The sequence below is a fragment of the Leptothoe spongobia TAU-MAC 1115 genome, from assembly GCF_018739885.1.
In the GTDB taxonomy this organism is placed as follows: Bacteria; Cyanobacteriota; Cyanobacteriia; order Phormidesmidales; family Phormidesmidaceae; genus Leptothoe; species Leptothoe spongobia.
Genome location: NZ_JADOES010000061.1, coordinates 1 through 24,899, shown reverse-complemented (window position 1 = coordinate 24,899; position 24,899 = coordinate 1). Strand labels below are relative to the sequence as shown.

Below are 24,899 nucleotides of genomic sequence, written 5' to 3'. Positions count from 1 at the left end.
GCTAGAAGGCATCGTCATCCTAAGACTGATACTGCAATCCCTGCATCAATTATTAAGATATGTATGCGTTCGCCCTAAGCACCATCGACCCCGGTACCTTGAATGATCTGGTTGTAGTGGCGAACGCTGTCGTCGATGCTGTCTCCGACATAGTTCCACTGAGCCCAGCCCCCTTGATATGGGCCATATTTTGCCATGCGATCGCTACACCATTTTCCAGCCCATCGGCAAATGTCTGACTAAATCGTGCGGCCCCGTTACGGGCCTCTTCCAGCCGTCCTTCGACCGACAGATGCCCCGAATGACAGGCATCAGTCGAGAAATTGTAAGCGCCGGTCAACACCCCCTTACGATCATGATAGGCATCAGATGGATACCAGATTTGTGTAATCGGATGATCGGTCCAAGAGATGCCGCCATAGATTGGCACTACACCAATCTCGGAATCATCGACAGTCAAAACTGATTTGCCCTCTTCTTTCTCTCCCGCCTCGACATGAATTTCAAATGGTTTCCCTTGCCACAAACTACGGTCAGCCTGCCAACCTACTTTAGTCGTGCAAGCAAGAAAGCGTTTAGTTTCTTCATTATTTGCTTGGGCTGCATAGACAGCGTGAAGGGCTCGCTTGAAATCCTCGGAAAAACCACCTTGACTATCACGAGACTGTAACCGCTCCGAGAGAATTTTTTCGAGGAATGGCATGGCCAAGTTGCTAAAGCAATAGTCTGCCCGAAAGGGTTCTGCGTGTCCCGTCGCCTCAAGATACAGACAAGAAAGCGGTGACTGCTTATATTGTTTGGCCCTAATTATCTTTTCTTAAAATAGTGACGTCACCATCAGGTAGTTCAACACCTAATTCCAGCACCAAAAATGATGCATGGATTTCAGTACGGTTTTTCAGGATGGATTATGCAGTTATGGAGCGGATTCTCTTAAAATGGGGAGCTTTCCTCAAGATAGAGGTCAGGAATCAGAGTAAGTTCCATGCGATTTGGATGAAATTGTCGAGGTTAATAGCAAAAAGCCGCCACTAGTCGTGACGGCCTTGATGCTAAGAGATTTTTGCCTTGATTACAACGAGTGGCGTAACTTGAAGAACTACTGACATTTAACAGCTATCGCCATTTGGGAGATAAAGCTTACTCTTTACTTTTCATGTGCCAGAGGTATGCCGATCAATCTTTAAATGAGCATTCGACTGTGATTTGTAGATTTGCCTCAGCACTGCCTTCTGTAATGTAAGGGATCCCGGATGAACCAGCTATCTTCAGCCCAAATACAAGGTTGACCTTGTCCACATTGCCACTGCCTAATTCTTTAAAAGCATTAAGGACATAGCGAGTGTACTGGGTAATTGTATTTTTTACTGAGGGCAGCTGTCTTTGAATCCCTGAAGAAAGAGCCCCTTTAGAAACACGTCCAGATTCATCATTGGTGGGGGTGCTGGGCACATCGCTACGTTCGGCAGCCTCGATATAGATAATTGTGCCGTCATCCAGGGTAATGGGCGCTAGTTGAGACATGGTGTATTTCCTTATGGGTAGATGCTGTTCTTTCTATACCCAGTTTCTAAGACTCACTATCGTTGATATGAGCAATGCTGCTTTCCATAGGTGTGCTTTAGGAAAAGATGGCCCATTCACTATTGATAATAATATCTATTACCTCAATCCCAGGCAGCATGGGGTATCCAATATATTTATTGAAAGCTATAGCTAACTATTATATCTGGAGCTGATGATTATCGCATTTATTAACCAATGAATTACAGGTGCTATATAGGGCTAAATCCGCTGCAAAACAAAGAATTCAGCTAACTCTATGGACTAATTTAGACGATAGACTTGACCTATATAGCTTTTCTAAATAAGAATGAGTGTCAGTCCTACTTAGATCTTGCACTAATGTTGGAGACGAGCCTCAGCCCACGCTCGGTTCAAAACCGAGCGCTAATCGAGGGCTGTCGCTAAAGCGACAAGGTCGGCTGTGAAGCTCTATACATATAGCTTTTACCGATCTCTTAACCCCTACTCTGCGAGAAGTCTTGCGCCTATAGCGGGTTTTGATCCAGTTAGCCTTGTGACTTTGAGTCCAAGGCGGATTGACGCTTCTTCACCAGGTGCAAGATGTCAGTCCTAGTGATTTGAGCTGGTCAAAGCTGGAGCGTTTGCATGTCCTTCTATTCCGATGATGTCTGGAAAGCTGAGCTAAATGCCCGAGGCTATCGCTCTACTCCCCAACGTCAAAAGATTCTCAATATTTTTCAGACCCTGACCCAGGGCAATCATTTGAGTGCGGAGGACCTCCATGACTTACTCAAGAACGATGGTGAGCGCATCAGTCTTTCGACGGTTTATCGAACTTTGCATTTATTGGTGTATATGGGGTTACTCCGGGAGTTAGAATTGGCCGAAGGACATAAGCATTACGAACTTAACCGCCCTATGCGGGATCATCATCACCATCTCGTGTGTGTGCAGTGTGGGCAAACGTTAGAGTTTCAGGAAGCTAATATTGATCGCATTGGTCAAGGGCAGGCGGATAGCTCTGGCTATCATGTGCTGGATTGTCAGTTAATGCTTTACGGTATCTGCTCCGACTGCCGTTCACGAAATACAGCGCCAACGGCTCCCAACTAATCAGAAAAAATCTTAATAAATTACGAGCTTTAGTCAGACCTATAGACTCAAGCTTCTTTCTAGCAAAGCATTCACTGCTTTGCTTTTTATTTATTGATACCTATTCCTATTTATCCAAAAGTCCCCTATACTGACATCGGAGCTTATTGATATTTATAGTCAATAAGCTGGCAAGCTTAGGAGATTTAGATAATGGCCAGGACTGATTTGTTTTGTGACTCAACCATTGGAAAAACTGAGGCTGCAGCAGAGGCTACATTGGGTGGTGATACCAGGGTAGCGAAGCATGATATTGCTGATGTCTCTGTGGGAGATGACTTAACAGCGTCTGGTTATTAGTGGCTATGCCGTGCTACCAGCGGTGACTTCTACAGTAGTTTGTGATCCATCGCTGGTTTCTTTCTTAATAGGCTATGTCCTGGGGTCTTTGTCTAAGTAGTTTGTTCTCCCTATGTTGTTTAACTGAATATCAATAGCCCTTCCTCAGATTGTTGTTTTAATCAATAATTTCTATGTCTCAGCTTCCTTCTGCTCTGTGGTTAACTGTTAGTCCTTACCTCAAGAAGTTTGATCAACGGTTGTTATGCCATTTATCAAAACGGGTGTCGGTTGCCCGTTGGGAATATATGCAATCCATTGATGAACCCTGCTGTTTAGACGTGGTTATTGACTTGTTGCATGAGTATTTGCAGGGGTATTATGGTCATGCAAATCAGCGCGTGCATCTTGTTGGCCATGGTTTGAGTGGGATTGTTGGTTGGCTATATACTCAACGTTACCCCCAGCATGTGAGGTCATTGACGTTGTTGTCGGTGGGGGTAAACCCTTCAATTAACTGGCATGCCCATTACTATGCACTACGGCAGCTGTTGCCTTGTAGTCGGGAAATTGTGCTGGCGCAAATGGTGCGAATGTTATTTGGGTCGCGCAGTTGTGATATTACTCGGGCCCTGATCCATATGCTGGCGCAAGATTTAGACTCGGGGTTAGCGCTTCATTCGTTAGTAGATTGTCAAAAAATCCAAGCGGCGAAAATTCAACCACCGTTATTTGTCTGTCAAGGGGAGCATGATGCAGTGGTGGATCCTGCTGAGCGGTGGCAATCACTATTACTTAAGCCTGATGACCAGGTGTGGACTTGTCCCGAGGGGCATCATTTCTTTCAATTTGATCGGCCACGTCTAGTGGAATCCAAACTGTTGAATTATTGGCAACAGGTGGAGCAGCTAGAGACAACATCCGTTATTCCCGCTTTGCTCAAACACTAGTCAACTTAGTCCAATGTTCTAAACATTGCTCCATTATGTCTTCATCACTGTTACAGTCTTATCGGTTTAAACGTCGCGATCGCATCTCTGTTGATACCTACACGCTTTGGCAGGTACGCTCTGGTTTAGTCCGTACCGTTACCTGGAGTGAGGAGGGCGAGGTAGTACCCTTAGGTTTATGGAGCCCTGGCAGTGTGATTGGGGTGCCAATCAGTCAGATTGAACCTTGTGAGCTGCAATGTTTGAGTGCAGTTGAATTATCTCGATTGCCGTTGGACTATCCCCTCACGGTTGAAATGTTGCTTCAACATACAGCCCAGGTCAATCGTCTGTTGCAAATTATGCACTGTCGTCAGGTACAAGGTCGGTTGTTGCAGTTTAGCTGCTGGCTGGCAGAAAATTTTGGTCAGCCGACTAGTCACGGTCGTCTAATTACAGTGCGATTAACTCATCAGGAAATTGCAGAGAGTATTGGCACATCGCGTGTAACGGTTACTCGCTTTATCAAACAGCTAGAGGTAGAGGGGTTGATGCGTTGGTCTGGGCGAGAGAGATTTGTCAGCAATCAAGCCCTAAAAGCTCACCAAAGAGAATTGATGATCGCTTAAGCATGATGTGATCACGTCAGAGGTCCGTAACGCGTTGGGGCCTGTGCTGGCTATTTGTCAGCACAGGGCTTTCTTAATAATATGTCGGCTTAGCTATGCTCTTATTCCTCAGAATGATTAGCTATATTGAAAAACTCTCTCGAATCCATTTCTATACCTATCACAGTGAAACTGGAATAGTGATGGTCCAGCTCTTTCAAAGATCGTGTTTGAGACAATTAAAAGCATTGTCGTTTTTTACATTATTATATGGTTCTATTCTCTAGAGTCATTCAGGGTCAATAACGATGCTATTTCGTCAACTTTTTGAGCAGGAAAGCAATACATATAGTTATCTAATTGCTGATCGCAAGTCTGGTAAAGCGATTTTGGTCGATCCTGTTTTAGAGCAGGTTGAGCGAGATCTCAAGTTGCTCCAAGAATTAGGGTTGACGTTGTACTATAGCCTAGAAACTCATGTTCATGCTGATCACATTACGGGGTCAGCACATTTGAGATCGACGACAGGATGTATCTGTGTAGTACCAGTCCAGGCCCAAGTAGACTGTGCCGATCGATTTATCCAGCATGGTGAAATCTTGCAGGTTGGTGCAGTAGACATACAAGCGATCTCAACCCCAGGACACACTGATAGTCACATGGCGTATCTGATTAACAACACTCACTTATTGACTGGGGATGCGCTATTGATCCGAGGCTGTGGACGCACTGATTTTCAAAGTGGAGATGCAGGAGCACTATTTGACTCTGTGACCCAACGAATCTTCACTTTGCCAGATTCAACCTTGATTTATCCAGGTCACGACTATCGGGGACAAACCGTTTCTACTGTAGAAGAAGAAAAGCGATGGAATCCTCGCTTTGTGGGTCGTAGTCGCGATGAATTTAAGCAATTTATGAATAACCTGAATCTGTCTACCCCAAAAAGAATGATGGAAGCATTGCCTGCTAATGAAAAATGTGGCGACCTCGCAAATTCATAAGGCAACTCGGACATGTTGCCCATGTGCTGATACCATCCTACTGACGCGGGAATGGATTGTCCAAGACAACTATGGCTCAACCGATGTTTTGAGGTTGGAGGACGTTGATAAACCAGTCCTGCAGGATAATCAAGTATTGGTGAAAGTGTATGCATCATCTGTAAATGCAGGTGACTGGCATCTGATGAGAGGTACTCCATTTCTGATTCGCGTTATGCTTGGAGGAATTGCCAGGCCCAAAATTAAAACCCTCGGTATGGATGTGGCAGAACATGTGGTAAATGTTGGCAACCGAAGTTTTAGCCTAAATGAGGTCCCCGCAGCAATTCGCCACGCCGAACAGCAACAGGTACAAGGAAAGTCGTCATTACTATCTGAGACAAAATCCTGGCTGATGGCGTCCGGTATCGCAGGGCATCCACAAGGGAGTGCCCCTACAAGATTGTCTATTTTTAATCAGGCTTAATGAATTCCGATTTGGTATGAGACACAACATCCTGAAAAAATTGCCAGCATCTCACTCGCTCTCCATCCTCAGCAGAACTGCTAACAGCACGTACCTACTGAGCAGTCAGAATCCAACGAATTTGGGCTGTTTTTACATCCACCCAAAAATGTTTTTTCGGATAGATAGAATCCTGTAAATGCTGCTTCAAAATCATTAGAAACCGATTTTGAAGCTAACCCTGTTGCCATCATTGCCGATTGCCATGCCTTAACTTTTAGGTACCTTGCCAAAAAATCGCAGCAAGTATGTTCTCGGATGATATGCGCCCGATGTAATAGCGGTAGCCAGGCAATATCAACGTTGCTAATGGCAGCCCCTTTGAAATATGGCCCATTCCCTAGTGCCTTTTCAGCCTTGGCAAACGCCTTAGCAAGATTTGCGGTACGCTGAACCCAAGTCTCTTTGTCGGCACTGCGCATTGCTCCACATTGCACCAAGTAATGCTTAGCGGCTTGATAGCCCCAGGCTCGATCGATTGCTCTTTGTTCGGGACTAACGTCTGCTTCAACGGGTGGTGCAATCTCATCTAGATATTCCACAATTGCATCAGACTCGAACAATACCATACCTGATTCTGTAATCAGAATGGGTACTTGGCCGTTGGGCGAAATGTCCAAAAACCATTGAGGCTTGTCACTGAGTTGTATAAATTCGATTTCGTAGGGGATTTGCTTGGCTTCGAGTAGGGCAGTTACTCGTTGAACAAAGGGACAGATTTTGAAACTGACTACTTTGATCATGATTGACTCCTTAATTTTGAGTGGCCTATACCTATAAGACGTGGAGCCAAACAAAAAGACGAGATTTTTAGCAATCCTGACATTGATCCGATTTTGGATCGTAGTCGATCATGTTTCCCCTTGAGTCGAATGTAAACTTGCAGCAGTCTTCAAAAAGTGTCCGCAATTGTCCTCTTGCTTTCTTTACCCTGGACTTTAGAGTTGAATACTTTACACCGAGTTCGTTGGCATATTCTTTTTGTGACTTACCATCAATGTCAACCGCCATGAGCAATCTTTTGCTATCCTCTGGCAAAGCCTTGATAAATGGAAGAACACAATTTCCGAGGGCATTTTCAGCTTCAGATTCATCTTCTAGATACCAAGGCTGATCGTATTTCAATGTTGTTGAGCGCCCTTGCTTTCGATAAAAATCTATAATCGTCCGATTGGCCACTTGAAACAGCCAAGATTTTGCACTGCTGTCAGATTTAATGGTGTGAATGTTCTTATAGGTCTTGATCAAAATTTCTTGCAAAAGATCATCTACATCGTCAGAATTAGACACCCTAGACTGCAAAAAAGCCTTAATACTGGTGCGGTATTCGTCCCATAGTTGTTCAAGTTGCATCTATTTGTTTCTGCCCCAATTCTAACCTTCAGTCAAAACTAGTTAGGATGTTCTATCAATACGGCTCCTTCTGGTAAAAAGCGAGGAGGAAAGTCAGATTTTTTGCCTATTCCCCTCATCTTACCAATGGGTAAGGGGGTTTTAAGCTTCTCTAAATCGGTTAGTAACCAGAAAATGGCCCAGGTCGGTTTGTCGGTTGCGGTTGATGCGGGTCGATGGATGGCTTTGCCGGGATAACGTCCCCGACGGGAATGAACCTGCTTGAGGTAAGTGGCCTTCCAGGTGGCCTCGGGGTTTAAAGGAGGATTATCCGTCTGGGATGCATAGATGTAGACATCTACCAGGCGATGTTTGCGGCGTTCATCTGCCTGGCCAAAGACTTCAAAGTCACTGCTGCCTAAGGCTAATGTTGGCTGTGTGTCAATTGAGTCATCATCTAGCTGATTGGTAATGGCATCAAGCCCCGAGATCAGGTGACGTTCTGGCACAGGGACCAAAATAGCAAATGTTTTAGCCTTAGTTTTTTCCATAGAATTTCCCCGTTGATGCCAGTTGTCTAATTTAACAAGTTTTGGGGTATTAAGTTAGGTCACTGCGCAAGAAATAATGTCAATGGAGTCAGGCCATGGCTGCTCCACTGAGCAATAGGACTTCAACTGACAAAAGTCTGCGATATCCTAGAGGCTAAGGTATTGCGAACTGTGAAATATGTCAGGACTCAAAACCCAGCCCAACGATGCTAGTGTTGACCACTTTATTCAGTCAGTAGATAACGAGCAGCGCCGCCATGACTGTCTGACGTTGTTACCCATCATGCAACGCATCACTCAAAAAGAACCCAAGATGTGGGGAGATAGCATGATTGGGTTTGGTCAATATCACTATGAGAATAGAAGTGGTCGAGGGGGGGATTGGTTTATCACGGGCTTCTCACCTCGAAAGCGAGAAATGACGGTGTACATCATGCCAGGATTTGATAATTATTCAGCTTTGTTGGAGAAACTGGGTAAGCATCGGCTGGGTAAGTCATGTCTCTATATTAAGAAATTGTCTGATGTGGATGTCACTATCCTGGAGACCCTGATTACCCAGTCCATTGCTGATATGGAATCAATGTATGACTGTCGTTGAGAAGAGAACGCTAACGGTCATCTTACAGAAATGTTAAGTGTTGCAAAACAATGTCGTCCCTGATACATAAAACCAGAGTTGATTGATTAAGATGGCAGAAAGCAAACTCATAATAGTTCTGATTTAACAATAGATCTGGCATATTGTGGGTATGGCTGAATACACATGCTTGAGTTCCGATGACGGCTGTATAGCAGGGTCGCTTGGCTGCCAAACTATTGTTGGCAGCTATAAGTCAAGTCCATTAAGAGATGCCAATGCCTCAGCTTTGTTAGTTCTTTTGGGCCTAATTATTTGACTATGCGACCTCTACTATTCCTGTGAAAGTCGTCAGAACAGGTCACTGTTTTAGGGTAGTTTCTCTACTCATCAATCTCTTAGTTAAGGAGGGTTTAACTAATATTGAATGCAAGTAAGGAGCTAGAAAAATGTTATGCGATCGCGAGGGCCAACGTGTCCCCCAAATAACCTTTCGAATATTTCTAGAGGTGGGTTGGTGCGATCTTTCGACAGCGGATCTCTTTAGCCATAAAACCGTCGTAGCATTCGCGGTGTCAGGAGCCTTTACCCAACCGCATGCTCCCATCCAACTGCTAGGCTACAACCAGTATGCCGAAGCATTTCGAGCGAACGGTGTGGATGAGATTCTTTGTATTTCCGTCAATGATCCATTTTCGCTAGCAACTTGGGCTCAAGAAGAAGGAGCCGATCAGGTGCGCTTTATACCCGATACGAAGGGTGACTTTACCCATGAAATGGGGATGATGGTCAACCTTTCTAATAAAGGGATGGGGAACCGCTCTCGGCACTATTCTATGCTGGTGAAAAACGAGATTATTGAAAAAGTGTTTGTAGAACAAGATAGCTTTGAAACTATGCCCGTGGTTTCTAATGCCGAAACAATGTTGAACTATATCAACCCTAAGGCCAAGAAATCCGAGCAGACGGCTGTCCTGATGCAAATGTGGCGGACGATGCTTTCTGCCTAAAGAAATGGGCCAGAAATGTGGGCCAGAAACGTGGCTCAAACAAGTGGTCCAGACAAGAGCAAAAGAAAAGAAACAATTACCACAACCTAAAATAGGAACAACTATGAGCAGCGCAAGTAAGTGCCCATTTATGGGTGGAACTCTGAAATTCACAGCTGGTACTGGCACAGCAAACCGAGACTGGTGGCCAAATCAGTTGAACCTGAAGATACTTCATCAGCACTCACCCCATTGCAATCCCATGGGCGAGGCATTTAACTACGCTGAGGCATTTAAGAGCCTTGACTTAGATGCCGTGAAACAAGACATCTTTGACCTGATGACCACGTCCCAGGACTGGTGGCCCGCCGACTACGGGCACTATGGACCACTCTTTATCCGCATGGCCTGGCATAGTGCAGGCACGTACCGCATTAGTGACGGTCGCGGCGGTGCGGGCACTGGCAATCAGCGGTTTGCACCGATCAACAGTTGGCCCGACAATGCCAACCTCGACAAAGCCCGCGTCCTACTTTGGCCAATCAAGCAGAAATATGGCCAGAAAATCTCTTGGGCCGATCTGATGATTCTCGCTGGCAACTGCGCCCTGGAGTCCATGGGATTCAAAACATTTGGTTTTGCGGGCGGACGAGAAGACATTTGGGAGCCTGAAGAAGACATTTACTGGGGGCCTGAGACCGAATGGCTGGGCGATAATCGCTACACCGGTGACCGGGAACTCGAAAATCCTCTTGGCGCGGTGCAAATGGGCCTGATCTACGTGAATCCGCAAGGCCCGAACGGCCATCCTGATCCAGTCGCTTCGGGTCGGGATATTCGCGAAACCTTTGGGCGGATGGCGATGAATGACGAGGAGACCGTTGCCCTCGCTGCGGGTGGACACACCTTCGGCAAATGTCACGGCGCTGGGGATGAGGCCATGGTGGGCCCCGAACCTGAGGGGGCCAGTATCGAGCAACAAGGCCTCGGCTGGAAGAACAGCTTCGGCACGGGTAAAGGGGCTCATACCATCACCAGCGGGATCGAAGGCGCATGGACCACCAATCCGGTGAAATGGGACAACAACTACTTCGAAAATCTGTTTGGCTATGAGTGGGAGCTGGTGAAAAGTCCTGCTGGTGCCCATCAGTGGGCACCAGCAGGTGGCGCTGGCGCGGATACGGTGCCGGATGCACACGATCCGTCCAAGCGGCATGCTCCCATGATGACCACGGCAGATATGGCCATGCGGATGGACCCCACCTATGAGCCGATTTCGCGACGTTTCCTTGAGCACCCGGATCAGTTTGCCGATGCGTTTGCTCGGGCGTGGTTCAAGCTGACCCACCGCGATATGGGTCCCCGCGCCCGCTATCTCGGCAAGGAAGTCCCTGCAGAAGAGCTGATCTGGCAAGATCCCGTCCCTGCGGTCACCCATGAACTGATTGATGCTCAGGATATTGCCACCCTCAAGGGCAAGATCCTGGCTGCGGGACTATCTGTCTCTCAACTGGTCTCGACGGCCTGGGCATCGGCGTCAACGTTCCGAGGTTCTGACAAGCGCGGTGGCGCAAACGGGGCGCGTATTCGTCTCGCACCGCAGAAGGATTGGGAGGTCAACAATCCGACTCAACTGGCGGCGGTGTTACAGACCCTGGAGTCAGTCCAAAGCGAGTTCAACAGCTCGCAGTCTGGCGGCAAGAGAGTTTCACTTGCTGACCTGATCGTTCTGGGCGGATGTGCAGGCATCGAGCAAGCGGCGCAAAATGCCGGCCATAATGTGACGGTACCCTTCAAGCCTGGACGCACAGATGCGTCGCAGGAGCAAACGGATGTGGCGTCCTTTGCCGTCCTCGAACCGACTGCAGATGGGTTCCGCAACTACCTGAAAGGTGGACATGCTGTATCTGCGGAGGAATTGTTGGTGGATCGGGCGCAGTTGTTGACGCTGAGCGCACCTGAGATGACCGTTCTTGTCGGTGGTCTGCGCGTTCTGAATGCCAATGTTGGACAGGCCCAGCATGGTGTTTTCACTAAGCGGCCCGAGACATTGACCAATGATTTCTTCGTGAATCTGCTTGATCTAAGCACCACGTGGAAGTCGACGTCTGACGCTGAAGAGGTATTTGAAGGATGCGATCGCGCAACAGGCGAACTCAAGTGGACCGGCACCCGTGCTGACCTCATCTTCGGTTCAAACTCTCAGCTGCGAGCCCTGGCAGAAGTTTACGGATGTACAGACTCGCAGCCGAAATTTGTTCATGACTTTGTATCAGCGTGGGACAAAGTCATGAACCTTGATCGCTTCGATCTCGCTTAGGAATAAGGATTTCATCAGGTATTCAACTTAATCCCCTCCTCGGGAGGGGTGCCTGAAAGGCGGGGTGGGTTTCGATCGCTAGCACTCACGGCCAACCCACCCCGTTGCCCCTCCGGTGACCAAGACCATATCTTCAAGCTCCGCAATTGTCTTGAAGATGTCATTCTGAAAAACTATTACAGGGCGAACGTTCCCGCTCACCGGACACAGACTGCATCTATTTTTTAATGCCAACTTGAAAGTGTTCCGGTGCAGCGGGGTTGTTATGTCGCGATAACCAGCTAAAAGCAGGAAGACAAAATTAGACTCAAGATGAACTTCAGGGCAGAATTATGCAATTGCTTGCTGCTGCTGTATGAACGATAAACCTGCAGTTAGAGCTTGTAGGCGATCATCCATCCAATGATCATTTGGAATAAGTTTGTTAATTCCCAGCGTTTCTAGCCGACGTCTAACTTTACCCGTTGCCCCTACGACAAGTACCTCTCGACCCTCTTCGGTGGCTTCTTGAATAGCGTTTTCGATGGCTAAAGAAGACGTGACGCCTAAAACCGGAACTTCTCCGAGGTCAACAATGAGTACGTCATAGGAGCCAATTGCATCATGCTCTCGAGAAATAGCCTTGGCTACGCCAAAAATCATCGGTCCACTGAGATGGAACAGTAGCACCCGACCATTGGCTGAATCTAACACCTGCTGTTCTTCCGGTGTCATCACAATTTGGTCATCCGCATCCGTAATCGCTTTTACCGATTCAGATTGCATTTCATCTAGACGGGCAATGGTCAGAATATTGGCAATAAACACACCCACACCGACCGCTACCATCAAATCAACAAAGACCGTCAGTGCCACGACGCTATAAACAATTCCAGCTGCCTTCCAAGAAATCCGATGAACTCGCTTAAGAAAACCCCAGTCGATGATATCGATGCCCACCTTTAAGACAATGCCGGCCAATACTGCTAATGGAATTCCTGATGTCAAGGGAGCGGCCCACAGCACGACTACAAATAAAATGAGGGCACGGCTAAGGCCAGATAGCGCTGTACGGCCTCCCCCTTGAATATTCACGACCGTAGCTGTCGTCGCTCCTGAACCTGCAATTCCACCACAAAGGCCGGTAATGATGTTAGCAACTCCCTGACCAATCAATTCTTTATTGGACTTGTGCTGAGACCGGGTCAAACTATCAGAAACCAAGCAGGTTAATAGACAGTCAATGGAGCCGACCATGCCGAGTATCATGGCATTGACAAATATGAGCCTTAAATTACCAGGGGTAAACGTCGGCAGTTGCAATGTGGGTAAACCTGGCGTAATTTCTCCAATGGTGGCAATGGTGCGAATATCGATATCCTGCAAAAGCGTCATTGAGACTAGCGTTCCGATTACCAAAGCCACCAGTTGAGGGGGTACTACTTTCTTGAGATTGTTGGGATATAAAAACAAAATCACTAAGGTCAGAATGCCTAAGGCTGTTTCCCAGGGATTTAAATTGGCGATTAGACTAGGCAAATTGTTAATCACGCCAATGACCCCACCTTTGGGGGTTTCTTGCCCGAGAAAGGGCGCAGTTTGCATAAAGATTAAAATCACGCCAATGCCAGTCATAAATCCTGAAATGACGTTGTAAGGCAGCATCGTAATGTATCGCCCTAGCTTCAGCAGCCCAAAGCCAATCTGAAACACTCCCGCCAGCATGACCACGGTAAACGCCATGGCTAGACCATTTTCAGGATCGCTGGCCGTGGTTTCAGCAATGACCGCAGTAATAATCACCGTCATTGGCCCCGTTGGCTCAGAAATCAGGCTGGGGGTACCACCAAACAAGGCCGCAAAAAAGCCGACCAAAATGGCCCCCCATAACCCTGCAGAAGCCCCAGCACCAGAGGCAATACCCAGTGCTAATGCCAAGGGTAGAGCAACGACTGCAGCTGTCAGACCGCCTAAAACATCGCCTCTAACATTATTGAACTTGATACGATTCGTGATTGGCATAGATTGCTTTTGGATGAAAACAGGGCGAGTTTGACCTAAACTGAGTGGGACTGAAACCCGCAAAACAGCTTCGTGTCTGCAACATTCAGATGAAGTTTAGCTATTTCATCATCTCCCGTTTTGGCCAAGGTTACAATATGTAAATTGTTGACGCCAGCTTTTTCTAGATACTGTAGTTGACTCGTCAATCATTCGTTAATGAGTCAAGGGGCATGTCAATTAATTTTCTCGCTGGGTAGAACCATCAGCCTGGACGAGAGAATTAGACATGCAATTTCTGTCCTTCAGTACTAGTGGGGCATTTGGTATGAACATAGCCATTTTTGAACAGGCTACTTACTCTGGCAGTAGTGAATTGAGCAATTTGGTAATGGCCATATTCGAGGTCAATGACCCACTAGTTGTTAGACCACGCCAAAGTAAGAAGTGAACATAACGTCTCAAATCAGCGGCGACAGAAACTTTAAGGCTTAGTGACAAAGTTCTAATATCGCCCGCTGTATTTGAATTGTTAGCTTGAGCAATGACCAGGTTTATCAGGAAGCTGAAGGAGTATACTCATACCCTTGAAGATCGCTGTCTATAGACCATATAAAAACTCTATAACTAGGTGCTTTCCTAATCATTTTCTCCCATTCTTTTATCATTGAAAGATCTCCTATACCTGCGCCACGCATTGCTGAATCAGGAAAACTATTTAGCCATTCTCCAACTTCATCCGTGTTCGGTAGTTGCATAACCTGCCAAGGAGCCTCTCCCTGGATAGCCTTTCCAACTTCTTGGATAAATACTTCAGCAAATCGGCGGCGATTGCCACCATCACTTAATTGAGCGATATAATTACCTGCCTCATAGATTGCAGCCATAGGCAAAAGAAGATTAGTTTCTTGCTCAAGTAAGGATTTTAGCCTATGCATGACCTGTGAGCGTTCACCGTTTTTTTGAGGAATATTAAGAATATTGCAAAATATAGATGTATCAACGATTGCAACAGCTTTCATCCTCCTAAATCTCCTACTAAAGCAAGAGAGTCTAGCCACTCCATAGCCTTCTGCTTCTTCTGCTGTGTTCCAGGATGCTGTTTAACGAAACGTTCCAAGAGACCACGAGTCATAAGATGACCAACAGAACCTTGAGCAATAAGCTCAGGGTAGTCAGGAATATCCTGTAATCGAACTAATTGACTTGAGCCATCAGCGGTACTTCGGTAACAAAAAACCGTCTCAGGGACAGCTTCATCAGGTAAAGCATCAAGGAGCGCTGGATTATGACTGCTAATTAAAACACGTAAGTCTCGTTGCTTTGCAATATTAGCAATACGCTCTAGCAAATCTGCTGCTCTACTTGGATGTACACCATTATCAATTTCTTCAATGACAACTAAGCTCTGTTCTGGAGCAGAAAGCATTGCAGTAGCAATAGAAAGTACTCGCAAAGTTCCATCTGAAAGTATAGAAGCATCATAAGTCGTTGAAGTACCTCCAAACGTTTCAGTTAACTGCAACATAACCTCGTCGCGAGGTGTTTCTATGAAACTTATATTTTCGATATCTTGTTCGGGCAGACTTTGAATAAAGTCTAATACAGACTCTTTCAACTCTGGCTGAAGACATAGATTATAGATTACACTTGAAAGATTTTCGCCATGTTCTTGGAGGATTTTGTCAGCTTTATGACCATAAGAACGCATCGAACTAGGTTCAGGCTCAAGAAATACGATGCTACTTAGCCATTGAACGTATTTTCCGGCTACTTCAGGAATAATCGCACGACTTTTAGTATTCTCTGAACGAAAACGAATATCACTCAAAAGTTGTGTGAAAATTGCCATATGGCTACTGCATACTATGCTAGGTTTCTTGCCGCCCCTAGCGAAGTTATTATAAGTTACGAATACATCACTCCCAGCTCCTTGAGGAGCACTAGTAATTTCATATAAAGGAACTGTTGAAGTTCGGCTTGTAATTTTTTCTTCGGTCACATGTAGATCACCGTCTGCCTCAAGGCTGAAATTGATTGAAAAATCTTTCCATTCTGATTCTGTTGTTACACAAGAAATGCCAAACGTTTTTGAGTTACGATATCCGAGATTATCTACTCCTCCTCTAAAAATATTTTCATCATGTTTATAAGGACCGCCTAAGAAACTAAGTCTTTCGCCTTCGGCAATTCTTGCAAGTAAACGCAAAGCTTCAATCACATTACTTTTTCCAGAAGCGTTTGCTCCAATCAAGACGGTTAATCGCCCGAGTTGCAAAGTTCCAGACTTATAGCTTTTGAAATTTCTTAATTCGATTTGAGTAAGCATTGAATGGGCTCCGTATCGACCTTTACTAAGCGAATGTCAGCTTGAACGCTGTATTTTGAACGGTTTGACTACAAAGATTATATCCGCTGCAAGTCTACACTGATTATCCAAAGGCCTACGACTATTCGGTTTCTGGAGTCTTAACTTGGGCAGTGGCTGACTTCTGCTCGACTATTTCTCAGCCACAATACCTTAAAGGGGATGCATTATTTTGCCAGCTAACGGCTTGCGCGTCACCGGACGGCGATAATATTTGCATCATAAACGATAGTAAATGTGTCCGTTCCGTGTGCACGCGCTTGTTATCATTCCTAAACCAGAGAAGTGACAGGATAATAGAAGAAATGTAAGGGCAGTGGAGAACCTTCCTACAAATGTCATGAAAGCTTGACCAGAGATTTGCAAGTTCTGATGCGCCGGTTGCAAGGTGAATATACTGTTGCACAATGAATATAATTGTGCGTATAAAAGCCTACTAAACTCATCTCTGCCCTCATAAAACGGTTAATTCACTGAATATGACTCATAGCAATGCTCATGTGCCTGTTTACTTTCCTGGAGTGATGGTTTCCAGCACGTTTAATGATCTGCAGGAACATCGAGCTGCTTTGATCAAAGCAATCGATGGTCAGGAGCTTAAAGCAGTGGTCATGGAAAATGACGCAGCCAAACCTGATATTGATGTGATTGATTCCTCGTTGCAGATGGTGCAAAAGGCATCCGGGTATATCGGTGTGATCAGCCACCGTTATGGCTCAATTCATAAAGATACTAAACGTAACCCACATGGACTGTCTCTTACGGAGTTAGAATTTCACGAAGCACAGAGGCTCAATCGGCCAATTCTACTCTTTATCATGGGAGAAGATCATCATGTCAAGGCTAGTGATGTTGAGAGAGATCCTGAAAAAATCACCAAGCTAGAGGCTTTTCGTGAAAGTGCAAAACTACCAGCCAATTCGTCAGTACCTCGGATTTATAAAGTCTTTAACAACCTGGATGAGTTTACGGCAGCTGTTATTCAATCTGTGGCAGAGTTGCGACGTCTTTTGCAGGAAGAACCGAAGTTTGAGCTTGAGGCAACTGAAAACCCAAGTCACCCCGATGGAATTCCTCAACCACCTGCTTTTTATGCAGAACCACCTTATATCGGCACCCACGAATTTATAGGCCGCAAAACTCAGCTCAAAACCCTCAATGATTGGGTTACTCGTGCTGACCCGAACCCAATTCTGTTATTTGAGGCAATTGGGGGCACTGGCAAAAGCATGCTTACTTGGCACTGGACCAAGAAATATGCAACTTCCATGCGCAACGATTGGGCTGGGATCTTTTGGTATTCGTTTTATGAGCGGGGGGCAATTATGGCAGATTTTTGTCGTCGCGCCCTGGCTTACATGACGGGGCAGCCTCTAAAAGAATTGAACAACAAGAAAACCCTAGAGCTGAGTGAGCTACTCTTTCGACAGTTAAATGCGCGCCCGTGGCTTTTGATTTTGGATGGTTTAGAAAGGGTGCTGGTAGCCTATAACTCTTTTGATGCTGCCCAACTAGCAGATGAAGAGGCTGGTAAAACTGACGAAGTTGACCATCGTAATCCTCGTGATGCTATTCGCCCTGAGGATGGTGATCTGCTACGAATGTTAGCAGTCACAGATCCCTCTAAACTGTTACTAACCACCCGCCTGACGCCCCGTGCCTTACTTAACCAGGCAGGTCAACCGATCCCAGGGGTGTTGCATAAGCGCCTACCTGGTTTGAACCCTCCTGCCGATGCGGAGGCACTATTGCGAGCTTGTGGGATTAGTGGAAACTCCCAAACTATGCAGAGTTATCTAAAGCGTCACTGTGACTGCCATCCCTTGGTCACTGGCATTGTCGCGGGCTTGGTGAATGACTACTTTCCCGCCCGAGGCGACTTTGATGCCTGGGCAAAAGATCCGAACCATGGTGGGCACTTTAACCTGGCTAAATTGGATCTAGTGCAAAAGCGCAACCACATTCTCAATAAAGCTCTGGATACGCTTTCTCCGGAAAGTCGCCAATTGCTCTCATCCCTGTCCTTACTCTCAGAATCCGCCGATACTGAACTTCTCAATGCCCTAAACCCTCACTTACCAACTGAACCAGAGTCAGTGTATAGGCCAGATGACCCAAGGGAAGAATACTACTGGGATGAAATCTCTGAAGAAGAACGACAAGTGGATTTATTCCGTTACCAAGAAAGGCTGAAAGTATGGCAAAGCTATCAAGACGAGTACAAAGCCTGGCAGCAAAAGGTTAAATTAGCTCAGCAGGAACTACTACCTAAGACTGTTCGTGACTTGGAGCAACGGGGATTACTTCAATACGACAGGACTACAAACCGTTATGACCTGCATCCAGTAGTTCGAGGAATGGCAGCTGGAGGTCTCAAACTCGAAGATCGGGAGCGTTTGGGACGCCCCTTGATAGATCACTTCTCCCAAAGCTCCCACTCTATAAGATACCAAAAGGTAGAAACACTCGAGGATATCTGGAGCGAAATATCGCTTGTCCGCACCTTCTTACAAATGGAGCGATATCAACAGGCTGCAGATACCTACGACGATATAGCAACTGTTTTTATGTTTAATTTAGAAAACGACAATGAAGCTTTATCTCTACTTCGGCCTTTATTTTCTAGTCCTTGGAATGAAGTGATTGATTCAGTACCTTCATTTCAGACACGTCACATCCTTAATAGCGCTGGGTTCCATTTGAATAAGATAGGAAAAACAAGTGAATCCATTGATTCATTTGGAGCCGCGATTTCCTTAAGCCTTCAAATGGAGCGCCCCTATAAGCTTCACTCAACCGACATAGCCAGCCTGGGTGTATACTTATACAACTTGTCAACAACCTTTAAAGCCGAGAATCGCTTAGCTAAAGCTAGCAGAGCACTTTCACTTAGCTCGCAATTCAAGTTTCTGCATGGCGAAATAAATGATAGTAAAGGCTATATATTTGATGCGCTTCTAAGAGAATTTTCGAATACATCCTTGATTGGGAGATGGAGGGATGCAGAAGATTTATGGAATCGTTTGGATTCTATGGGGAGATTATACATACGAGGTTTAGGTGAACCTGGAGACGCTGAGGCAGCACTAGCATGGGAACTTTTTTGGCAGGGGAAGTTACAAGAAAATGAAATCAAACTTGCTGAGACACTTGCTACAGAAAGTAAGTGTCGTGCAACTATGAGATCTCTTCATTCTCTCCGAGGACAATGGAGTATAGAGAAAGAGAATTGGACAGAAGCTATAGCTAGTTTACAGAATGTCGTAAGTATGTTTCGTGAAACTGGAAAGAGAGATATAGAGTCTGAAGCATTTCTTGCACTTGCCCAGTATTATTCTGGTCAGCTTCCTGAGCCTCAATATCTTGCTGAACGACTTAGTTCTGCTGATAATAAGAGGCAAGCCCACAGACCCATCGCCCAATTATGGTTAGCTAGTGGAGACCCTGAACAAGCTGCCAAGCACGCCTTGAAAGCCTATCAATGGGCATGGGCCGACGGTGAACCTTACGTCCATCGCTATGAGCTTGATAAGGCTCGTGAACTCCTTGAGCAACTCAACGTCGAAATTCCTGACTTGCCCTCCTACGACCCAGCAAAAGAAAAAACTTATTCCTGGGAGGAAAATGTGGCAGCTGCTATTGAGGAGCTGAAAGCGGAGGCCGAAGCAGAGAAGGCAGCAAAGAAGCAATAATCCGAAGACGATTGAAAGGACAATTGCTTCTATAACCTCAGTCCTCAGTCGTTATGCTCCAGTAAGTTGAGGACTTTATCAGCCCAGTGGAGATCGCTCTCTTTCTCTTCATCTGAAAGTTCTGTGTAGGGAGTCTCGATCTGTTGTCGCCAACGAGTAATGTTTTCAGAAGTCAAATTATCCAGCATGTAACGCGTCCAGTGAGCCCATTGCTCATGTTCAAGTGCTGCAAGCTGTTCTCTTAAATCCATAATGTTTCTAGCCAATGACGATATGGTTTAGGTAATTGTTCAAGGTGTTGATGCAGGCAGCCCAATCACTCCGATAAATACCAGCAACGTATAAAGTAACAATCCTATGTAGGGTACAGTAAAAATCAGTGGAACATATTTTTCTACGGTTGTTAGTTGGATATATTGCTTTTTTTGTTTCCCTCTTTGCTCTTTCAACAGATCCCATTCACGTTTGTAACAAGGAAAGGGTAACAGTGCTTCTATTTCATGGATAACTTGAAATTTAAGACCATTGAGCTGTCGATAGGATTGAATATTCACATACCAAGTCAGACATAGTGCCAGCCCAATCAACGCTGTGAAAAAAAGCAAAACACTTGCAGGTCCAGAAAATAGATCTTTATCAATAACCAGCGACAGCAAAGCTAGTAGAGCAGACAATAAGGAAATATAGAAGCTATTTGTCTGTCCCCTTCTAGCACTAATACGATCAGCCATTTCAACGAACAGCTTGTATTGCTCGATTAGATGTGACTGATAATTTTCGCCATAGTTACCTTGTTGCATCGCTGCTACACCTCAATTAGCCAATTTCTGCAAATGCAGATGTAACTCTGCACCCAAACTTACACTGTAAAATCTATGACAAATATACTGGACAGTTTGTTGATGATATCTCCAGGCATTAGCTCCAGTGTAAGTTTCCAACGATAAATAACGTAGCTTAGTCTAGGATATCAGGTAGGTTTAGCAACTAACCAACAGCCAATGCTGACTAGTGCCACGTGCTGCAAATTAAAAGCGATAAAGTCGGGTAAGGCAGAGGGTTTTGGATATTTCCCACTGCCTCCCCTCAGAACCGTGCGTACGACTTTTACCGTACACGGCTCAAGCAATGTCTTGAAATTCAGTGTCTCCGATTCTTAACAACCCTTGCGGCTTGTCCTGACGGTTACGTTTGCAAACCGAGGCTTGCACCTAACTTTTCCCAATCAGTTAAGGCTCATCTCACCTTCAATCAAGACCATCACCTGTCCCACGTCAGCACCTTTTCAGGTTAGGCATTAGCCCTATCCGTCTCGTTATGGATTCCGGATGCCTTTCGGCTGACGGCTTTCGCTTCTTGGGACATCCTGTGTCCGCTAGAGAATTCAGCTTTGATTACTCATCGCTTACCTGAGCACGACGGCATGTTCAGGACTCTATCGGGGTTTCCTCGTTCCGCACGGGGTGGAGAGGTGATTGCCTTAGGACTCCTCTATACTCCGGGGGCGGGGTGTTCTCAATCGACATTTAGCCGCTGCCGATTCCCATGTGCCCCAGCATTCTCGTGTCAGCCATTTCGAGAACTAAATATTAACGAAGCCTCATCAAGGATTCATTTGCATTATCCCTAGCAACCTTGCCCTAGCCCTCTCACCTGGTTTGGCTCCAGGCTTGTTGGACACTTAACCTCGTCTGCTGATACTGCCCTCCCATTACTGGTTGAACATTCCGAGGCGGACATCTGCCTGAACACTGGCAGGGAAAGGATTTTAGGAGGCCTTTCCAACTCCCCCGAACGACTTCGAGTCGCGCGGATAACTATATATTCAGTGGCAGATTTGACGGATAACGACTAGCATCACCGGGCCGCCTATCAAAAACGTCTCGTCAAAAGTCACTGGATTGAGAACCGGTGCATGCGATTGTTATGGAACATAGAAACGATTGGCAGCTCTTTATTTCATCTGGGCATCAAACCAGGTCGCAAGTGGAATTATATCCCAAGTAAATCTTATGGAGATGTCTTAAAATCACGAGTTTCTGGACGGCTATTGGCGTATTGCACCGCACCAATAATATCGCGACATTCTAGCTGGCTAAAGCCATTGGCCCCTGACGATGCACTCAATCCATGATCTCGAATGTCATAGGCAATAAGGCTCTCTCTGCTCGTATTAGAGATGTTGGTCAAACCAGCCAATAAATGTCTCCGGTGCACGCCCCAGATAGTCGTAGCCAGCAAAACGACTTTCTTCTAAATCCAGCATCTGCAGATCTTTTTCTACCGTCAGGGCGCTGTAGTAGGACTCCACCATGTCCAGATTGGTCCAGGGGTCGTTCTGGTTCTGAATTACCAGCGTGGGCACCGAGATCTTAGGGGCATCGTCAATAAAATTAGGTTCAGCCATGTCAAAGCCGAGGCGCTGACGGGACACCTTGGCTCCGGCACGTTCCATAAACCCAGGCATGCCCAGTGCCTTAACAAAGTAGCTGTAGAGCAGGGGCTGTACGGCAACCAAAGATTTTACTTGGTCACGACTAGCCAGCCCGTCTGCCAAGCCGTAGGCGTAGGTAGTAGAAGCTGACCCCATACAGATGCTGAGCAAGCCAATACTGGCATTGATAAACTCGGACCGAGCCGACATAAAGTCCACTGCTGCGATCACGTCCTTGGCTTCCTCGGGCCCCCAGCTCACCCAGGGAATCGTACCCAGGTCACTTTCTCCATGGCCGCGCAGGTCGTACATCAACACGGAATAGCCCTGTTCCGAGAGATATTTGGCCTGGCGCAGAAACTTGATGTCCTCTTTCCAGGGGGCGATAGGACCTCTGCCTTTAGGCGACCAACCGCCACGGTTGCACTGCACGCCGAAGTGGCTCTGCACAATCACGCGGTCTGTGCCGCCTTTGATTAGCCAGCCCCGCAGGGTGACACCGTCGCGCGCTTTGAACTCCACGTTTTCGTAATCGAGTCCATAGTCCGCAGGACTATCAAACAGCGGTGACTGGGCTGGCTTGACCATCATATTGGAAACCATATTGCCGAACATATCTGACTCCTTGGTAGGGAATAAAGTAGTGACTTTGTTGACAGTTAACTTATTGCCCTTAAGGCATCAACAACGGGGTAACCTGCTCGATAAATGCCTGGCGAGATTCAGCGGCTGCGATCATTTCTGCCAGCATGGCTGCATCAGACCCAACCGGATTGTGAATAGGGGTATCTTGGGTCGCACATTCATAGATTGTCTCCGCCACGTCCTGCGGGTCATTAACCCTGTCACTGGCAGCGGCAACTTGCTCAACTTGCTTGGCAAAGTGCTGACGAAGCCTATGATCATAAGCTTTGAGCACCTCATCATTATCCGTTACGGTCGTATCGACATTGGCCGTAAATCGTGTTGTGGGAAACGCCCCTGGCTCAACCAAACGAATACGAATGCCCAAGGGCTCGTATTCCAACGCCATGGCTTCGGTGAGGCCGCCAGTGGCATGTTTTGTTGCCGTATAAATGGAGTTGCCCGGTACAGGAATTAATGCGGCCATTGAGGTGACGTTGATAATGGTGCCACCGCCCTGGGCCCGCATCATGGGGAGCACCGCCCGCATTGTATTCATGGTGCCAAAGACATTGGTTTCAAACATGTCGCGAATCGATGCATCAGTGGCTTGCTCAAAAATAGCGTGGCCACCATAGCCAGCATTATTTACCAACACGTCAATGCGCCCGAATTGAGCCACCCCCTGCTGAATGGCAGCAGCAATGCTTGCTGGATCGGTCACGTCAAGCTTAGTGACCAGGACGTTGGATAGCTCCGTTAATTCGATCTCTTTTTCGGGAGAACGCATGGTGGCGATAACGTTCCAGCCTTTTTGGCTAAAGGTCTTGGCGGTGAGTTTTCCAAAGCCACTGGAGCAGCCTGTGATCAGTACTGTATGGGTCATAACGGTTAACTCTTGAACCTACACTGTACAAATTTACTTTTTTTGTACAGTTGTATTTTGGCATAAATTCAGTTATTGTCAAGTTGTAGGGAAAGCTATCTTAAGTAGCCCTTGGTCAGCGAAGTTAATGAATGAGACAGAAGCAAAAATTATCGAAGCTGCGATCCGCACATTTGTGCGCTACGGTGCGAAGAAGACTTCAATGGCTGATATTGCCTCAGCAGCAGGTGTCTCGCGGCAAACGCTCTACGACCTCTTTGGCAACAAGGACGAAATCATCGTTAACTCAATTCGTCATGTGACGAGAACAAGCCTGGCAACCGTGCAAAGTAGATGGGAAGACACTTCTCATCTATCCGACAAACTGGACGTGTACTTTGAGGAGACTATTATCAAATCCTTTGAGTTATTACAATCGTCTGGTGATCCTGAAGATCTGATCAGTGGTCATAATCAGGCAGGTAAGACTGCTATTGCAGAGGCACACAAACAACACGAGGCGCTTATTGCCGGTATTCTGATGCCCTATGCATCACAAATTGCTGAGAAAGGGGAGACTGTGGAGCAATTTACGCATTTCTTTGTGACCACTGCAATGGGATTCAAAGCTGGCGCAACTAGTCGATCGGATTTAGATGGTTTGATCGAATCATTGAAAATTGCGATCGCTGCGCTCATTGAGTAATCGCCATAAAACAGTCCAGAGTTTCTGCAACAGGGGTCCGCACTGTTGTATGCAATTCAAACTCCTTCTCTTTTCAAAGATTAAATATCAGTTTCAGAACTGAATCAGACAATGGCCTTATAGGCTCGAAAACTATATCCGATTTGCATAACTATGAGTTATCCAGAAACTTTCTGGATAAATACCTTCCAGTCGGAGTTATCCAGAAACTTTCTGGATAACCACCCTATAAGCAGTTAACCCAGAAACTTTCTGGATAATACCCCCAGACTCGGAGTTATCCAGAAAGCTTTAAAGTATCTTCACTGGTTCAAACGAACTACCGAGCAATAATTAATACATAAAAGTTTCAATATTTTTACGTATCAATTTATATGTGTTAGTGTCACTAATTTTTCGCCATAGCTTGGTATCGTCTCAAATAGTTCAAAGTAGGGATTTACAGCCATACTGG

General features: G+C 46.2%; 24 protein-coding genes. 11 read left to right on the top strand and 13 right to left on the bottom strand.

The features are described 5' to 3' along the window. Window positions 1-52: 52 nt before the first annotated feature. Window positions 53-703: a flavin monoamine oxidase family protein gene (locus tag IXB50_RS20765; RefSeq protein ID WP_215610911.1), complete on the bottom strand. Its 651-nt coding sequence runs from the start codon at window positions 701-703 to the stop codon at window positions 53-55. Between the two features lie 473 nt (window positions 704-1,176). Next, window positions 1,177-1,524: a CU044_2847 family protein gene (locus IXB50_RS20760; protein WP_215610910.1), complete on the bottom strand. Its 348-nt coding sequence runs from the start codon at window positions 1,522-1,524 to the stop codon at window positions 1,177-1,179. 648 nt (window positions 1,525-2,172) lie between these two features. Between IXB50_RS20760 and IXB50_RS20755 the strand changes: the two genes are divergently transcribed. The 6 genes from IXB50_RS20755 (at window position 2,173) to IXB50_RS20730 (ending at window position 5,965) form a co-directional block, all read left to right on the top strand. Further along, window positions 2,173-2,640, top strand: coding sequence for a Fur family transcriptional regulator (locus IXB50_RS20755; RefSeq protein WP_215610909.1), 468 nt, complete (start codon window positions 2,173-2,175; stop codon window positions 2,638-2,640). A gap of 192 nt (window positions 2,641-2,832) precedes the next feature. Beyond that, entirely contained in the window at window positions 2,833-2,979 is a 147-nt protein-coding gene (locus IXB50_RS20750; RefSeq protein WP_215610908.1) for a hypothetical protein, read from the top strand. A 173-nt stretch (window positions 2,980-3,152) separates the two neighbouring features. After that, on the top strand, window positions 3,153-3,908 hold the full coding sequence (locus IXB50_RS20745; protein WP_215610907.1) for an alpha/beta fold hydrolase: 756 nt from the start codon (window positions 3,153-3,155) through the stop codon (window positions 3,906-3,908). A gap of 35 nt (window positions 3,909-3,943) precedes the next feature. Next, the gene (locus tag IXB50_RS20740; protein ID WP_215610906.1) at window positions 3,944-4,516 is read left to right on the top strand and encodes a Crp/Fnr family transcriptional regulator; all 573 of its coding nucleotides are present in this window, start codon (window positions 3,944-3,946) and stop codon (window positions 4,514-4,516) included. A 287-nt stretch (window positions 4,517-4,803) separates the two neighbouring features. Next, on the top strand, window positions 4,804-5,499 hold the full coding sequence (locus IXB50_RS20735; protein WP_215610905.1) for an MBL fold metallo-hydrolase: 696 nt from the start codon (window positions 4,804-4,806) through the stop codon (window positions 5,497-5,499). Continuing rightward, complete coding sequence (locus IXB50_RS20730) at window positions 5,477-5,965, top strand: alcohol dehydrogenase catalytic domain-containing protein (protein ID WP_215610904.1); 489 nt, start codon at window positions 5,477-5,479, stop codon at window positions 5,963-5,965. Before IXB50_RS20735 ends, IXB50_RS20730 begins: the two co-directional genes overlap by 23 nt. An 80-nt stretch (window positions 5,966-6,045) precedes the next feature. Here IXB50_RS20730 and IXB50_RS20725 read toward each other — a convergent pair whose 3' ends face one another. The 3 genes from IXB50_RS20725 to IXB50_RS20715 all read right to left on the bottom strand — a co-directional run bounded on the left by IXB50_RS20725 (window position 6,046) and on the right by IXB50_RS20715 (window position 7,887). Continuing rightward, window positions 6,046-6,747 (bottom strand): glutathione S-transferase family protein, encoded by a 702-nt coding sequence (locus IXB50_RS20725; protein WP_215610903.1) that lies wholly within the window; start codon window positions 6,745-6,747, stop codon window positions 6,046-6,048. 67 nt (window positions 6,748-6,814) lie between these two features. Continuing rightward, window positions 6,815-7,357: an RNA polymerase sigma factor SigZ gene (gene sigZ, locus IXB50_RS20720; protein WP_215610902.1), complete on the bottom strand. Its 543-nt coding sequence runs from the start codon at window positions 7,355-7,357 to the stop codon at window positions 6,815-6,817. A gap of 38 nt (window positions 7,358-7,395) precedes the next feature. Continuing rightward, window positions 7,396-7,887, bottom strand: coding sequence for a hypothetical protein (locus tag IXB50_RS20715; RefSeq protein ID WP_215610901.1), 492 nt, complete (start codon window positions 7,885-7,887; stop codon window positions 7,396-7,398). Between the two features lie 178 nt (window positions 7,888-8,065). Here IXB50_RS20715 and IXB50_RS20710 point away from each other — a divergent pair, with 178 nt between their 5' ends. From IXB50_RS20710 to katG, 3 genes are all read left to right on the top strand, one after another. After that, window positions 8,066-8,488 carry a DUF1801 domain-containing protein gene (locus IXB50_RS20710; RefSeq protein ID WP_215610900.1) on the top strand — a complete coding sequence of 141 codons (423 nt, stop codon included), beginning with the start codon at window positions 8,066-8,068 and terminating at the stop codon, window positions 8,486-8,488. A 428-nt stretch (window positions 8,489-8,916) separates the two neighbouring features. Then, complete coding sequence (locus tag IXB50_RS20705) at window positions 8,917-9,477, top strand: redoxin family protein (protein ID WP_215610899.1); 561 nt, start codon at window positions 8,917-8,919, stop codon at window positions 9,475-9,477. A 103-nt stretch (window positions 9,478-9,580) separates the two neighbouring features. Next, the gene (gene katG, locus IXB50_RS20700) at window positions 9,581-11,776 is read left to right on the top strand and encodes a catalase/peroxidase HPI (protein ID WP_215610912.1); all 2,196 of its coding nucleotides are present in this window, start codon (window positions 9,581-9,583) and stop codon (window positions 11,774-11,776) included. A 330-nt stretch (window positions 11,777-12,106) separates the two neighbouring features. On the opposite strand, the gene bicA is transcribed toward katG, so the two are convergent. The 3 genes from bicA to IXB50_RS20685 form a co-directional block, all read right to left on the bottom strand. Beyond that, the gene (gene bicA / locus IXB50_RS20695; protein ID WP_215610898.1) at window positions 12,107-13,777 is read right to left on the bottom strand and encodes a bicarbonate transporter BicA; all 1,671 of its coding nucleotides are present in this window, start codon (window positions 13,775-13,777) and stop codon (window positions 12,107-12,109) included. 536 nt (window positions 13,778-14,313) lie between these two features. Next, window positions 14,314-14,778, bottom strand: a complete 465-nt coding sequence (locus IXB50_RS20690; protein ID WP_215610897.1) for a hypothetical protein — start codon at window positions 14,776-14,778, stop codon at window positions 14,314-14,316. Further along, window positions 14,775-16,085 (bottom strand): AAA family ATPase, encoded by a 1,311-nt coding sequence (locus tag IXB50_RS20685; RefSeq protein ID WP_215610896.1) that lies wholly within the window; start codon window positions 16,083-16,085, stop codon window positions 14,775-14,777. Before IXB50_RS20685 ends, IXB50_RS20690 begins: the two co-directional genes overlap by 4 nt. 518 nt (window positions 16,086-16,603) lie before the next feature. On the opposite strand from IXB50_RS20685, the gene IXB50_RS20680 reads away from it, so the two are divergent. Beyond that, window positions 16,604-19,816 carry a DUF4062 domain-containing protein gene (locus IXB50_RS20680; RefSeq protein WP_215610895.1) on the top strand — a complete coding sequence of 1,071 codons (3,213 nt, stop codon included), beginning with the start codon at window positions 16,604-16,606 and terminating at the stop codon, window positions 19,814-19,816. 44 nt (window positions 19,817-19,860) lie between these two features. Here IXB50_RS20680 and IXB50_RS20675 read toward each other — a convergent pair whose 3' ends face one another. From IXB50_RS20675 to IXB50_RS20655, 5 genes are all read right to left on the bottom strand, one after another. Next, window positions 19,861-20,067 (bottom strand): hypothetical protein, encoded by a 207-nt coding sequence (locus IXB50_RS20675; RefSeq protein WP_215610894.1) that lies wholly within the window; start codon window positions 20,065-20,067, stop codon window positions 19,861-19,863. A gap of 39 nt (window positions 20,068-20,106) precedes the next feature. After that, entirely contained in the window at window positions 20,107-20,616 is a 510-nt protein-coding gene (locus tag IXB50_RS20670; RefSeq protein ID WP_215610893.1) for a RipA family octameric membrane protein, read from the bottom strand. Between the two features lie 1,210 nt (window positions 20,617-21,826). After that, window positions 21,827-22,006: a hypothetical protein gene (locus tag IXB50_RS20665; RefSeq protein ID WP_215610892.1), complete on the bottom strand. Its 180-nt coding sequence runs from the start codon at window positions 22,004-22,006 to the stop codon at window positions 21,827-21,829. Further along, on the bottom strand, window positions 21,990-22,865 hold the full coding sequence (locus tag IXB50_RS20660) for an alpha/beta hydrolase (protein ID WP_215610891.1): 876 nt from the start codon (window positions 22,863-22,865) through the stop codon (window positions 21,990-21,992). The genes IXB50_RS20665 and IXB50_RS20660 overlap by 17 nt, the downstream gene beginning before the upstream one ends. 58 nt (window positions 22,866-22,923) lie before the next feature. Continuing rightward, window positions 22,924-23,760 (bottom strand): SDR family oxidoreductase, encoded by an 837-nt coding sequence (locus IXB50_RS20655; RefSeq protein ID WP_215610890.1) that lies wholly within the window; start codon window positions 23,758-23,760, stop codon window positions 22,924-22,926. Between the two features lie 127 nt (window positions 23,761-23,887). Between IXB50_RS20655 and IXB50_RS20650 the strand changes: the two genes are divergently transcribed. Beyond that, window positions 23,888-24,445, top strand: coding sequence for a TetR/AcrR family transcriptional regulator (locus IXB50_RS20650; RefSeq protein WP_215610889.1), 558 nt, complete (start codon window positions 23,888-23,890; stop codon window positions 24,443-24,445). Window positions 24,446-24,899 lie beyond the last annotated feature (454 nt).

Coding starts and splice junctions, on each gene's coding strand:
- IXB50_RS20740 (WP_215610906.1), top strand. CDS start 3,944: ATGTCTTCATCACTGTTACAGTCTTATCGGTTTAAACGTCGCGATCGC.
- IXB50_RS20735 (WP_215610905.1), top strand. CDS start 4,804: ATGCTATTTCGTCAACTTTTTGAGCAGGAAAGCAATACATATAGTTAT.
- IXB50_RS20690 (WP_215610897.1), bottom strand. CDS start 14,778: ATGAAAGCTGTTGCAATCGTTGATACATCTATATTTTGCAATATTCTT.
- katG (WP_215610912.1), top strand. CDS start 9,581: ATGAGCAGCGCAAGTAAGTGCCCATTTATGGGTGGAACTCTGAAATTC.
- IXB50_RS20760 (WP_215610910.1), bottom strand. CDS start 1,524: ATGTCTCAACTAGCGCCCATTACCCTGGATGACGGCACAATTATCTAT.
- IXB50_RS20655 (WP_215610890.1), bottom strand. CDS start 23,760: ATGACCCATACAGTACTGATCACAGGCTGCTCCAGTGGCTTTGGAAAA.
- IXB50_RS20715 (WP_215610901.1), bottom strand. CDS start 7,887: ATGGAAAAAACTAAGGCTAAAACATTTGCTATTTTGGTCCCTGTGCCA.
- IXB50_RS20710 (WP_215610900.1), top strand. CDS start 8,066: ATGTCAGGACTCAAAACCCAGCCCAACGATGCTAGTGTTGACCACTTT.
- IXB50_RS20660 (WP_215610891.1), bottom strand. CDS start 22,865: ATGTTCGGCAATATGGTTTCCAATATGATGGTCAAGCCAGCCCAGTCA.
- IXB50_RS20680 (WP_215610895.1), top strand. CDS start 16,604: ATGACTCATAGCAATGCTCATGTGCCTGTTTACTTTCCTGGAGTGATG.
- IXB50_RS20685 (WP_215610896.1), bottom strand. CDS start 16,085: ATGCTTACTCAAATCGAATTAAGAAATTTCAAAAGCTATAAGTCTGGA.
- IXB50_RS20765 (WP_215610911.1), bottom strand. CDS start 703: ATGCCATTCCTCGAAAAAATTCTCTCGGAGCGGTTACAGTCTCGTGAT.
- IXB50_RS20750 (WP_215610908.1), top strand. CDS start 2,833: ATGGCCAGGACTGATTTGTTTTGTGACTCAACCATTGGAAAAACTGAG.
- bicA (WP_215610898.1), bottom strand. CDS start 13,777: ATGCCAATCACGAATCGTATCAAGTTCAATAATGTTAGAGGCGATGTT.
- IXB50_RS20650 (WP_215610889.1), top strand. CDS start 23,888: ATGAATGAGACAGAAGCAAAAATTATCGAAGCTGCGATCCGCACATTT.
- IXB50_RS20725 (WP_215610903.1), bottom strand. CDS start 6,747: ATGATCAAAGTAGTCAGTTTCAAAATCTGTCCCTTTGTTCAACGAGTA.
- sigZ (WP_215610902.1), bottom strand. CDS start 7,357: ATGCAACTTGAACAACTATGGGACGAATACCGCACCAGTATTAAGGCT.
- IXB50_RS20755 (WP_215610909.1), top strand. CDS start 2,173: ATGTCCTTCTATTCCGATGATGTCTGGAAAGCTGAGCTAAATGCCCGA.
- IXB50_RS20675 (WP_215610894.1), bottom strand. CDS start 20,067: ATGGATTTAAGAGAACAGCTTGCAGCACTTGAACATGAGCAATGGGCT.
- IXB50_RS20705 (WP_215610899.1), top strand. CDS start 8,917: ATGTTATGCGATCGCGAGGGCCAACGTGTCCCCCAAATAACCTTTCGA.
- IXB50_RS20670 (WP_215610893.1), bottom strand. CDS start 20,616: ATGCAACAAGGTAACTATGGCGAAAATTATCAGTCACATCTAATCGAG.
- IXB50_RS20745 (WP_215610907.1), top strand. CDS start 3,153: ATGTCTCAGCTTCCTTCTGCTCTGTGGTTAACTGTTAGTCCTTACCTC.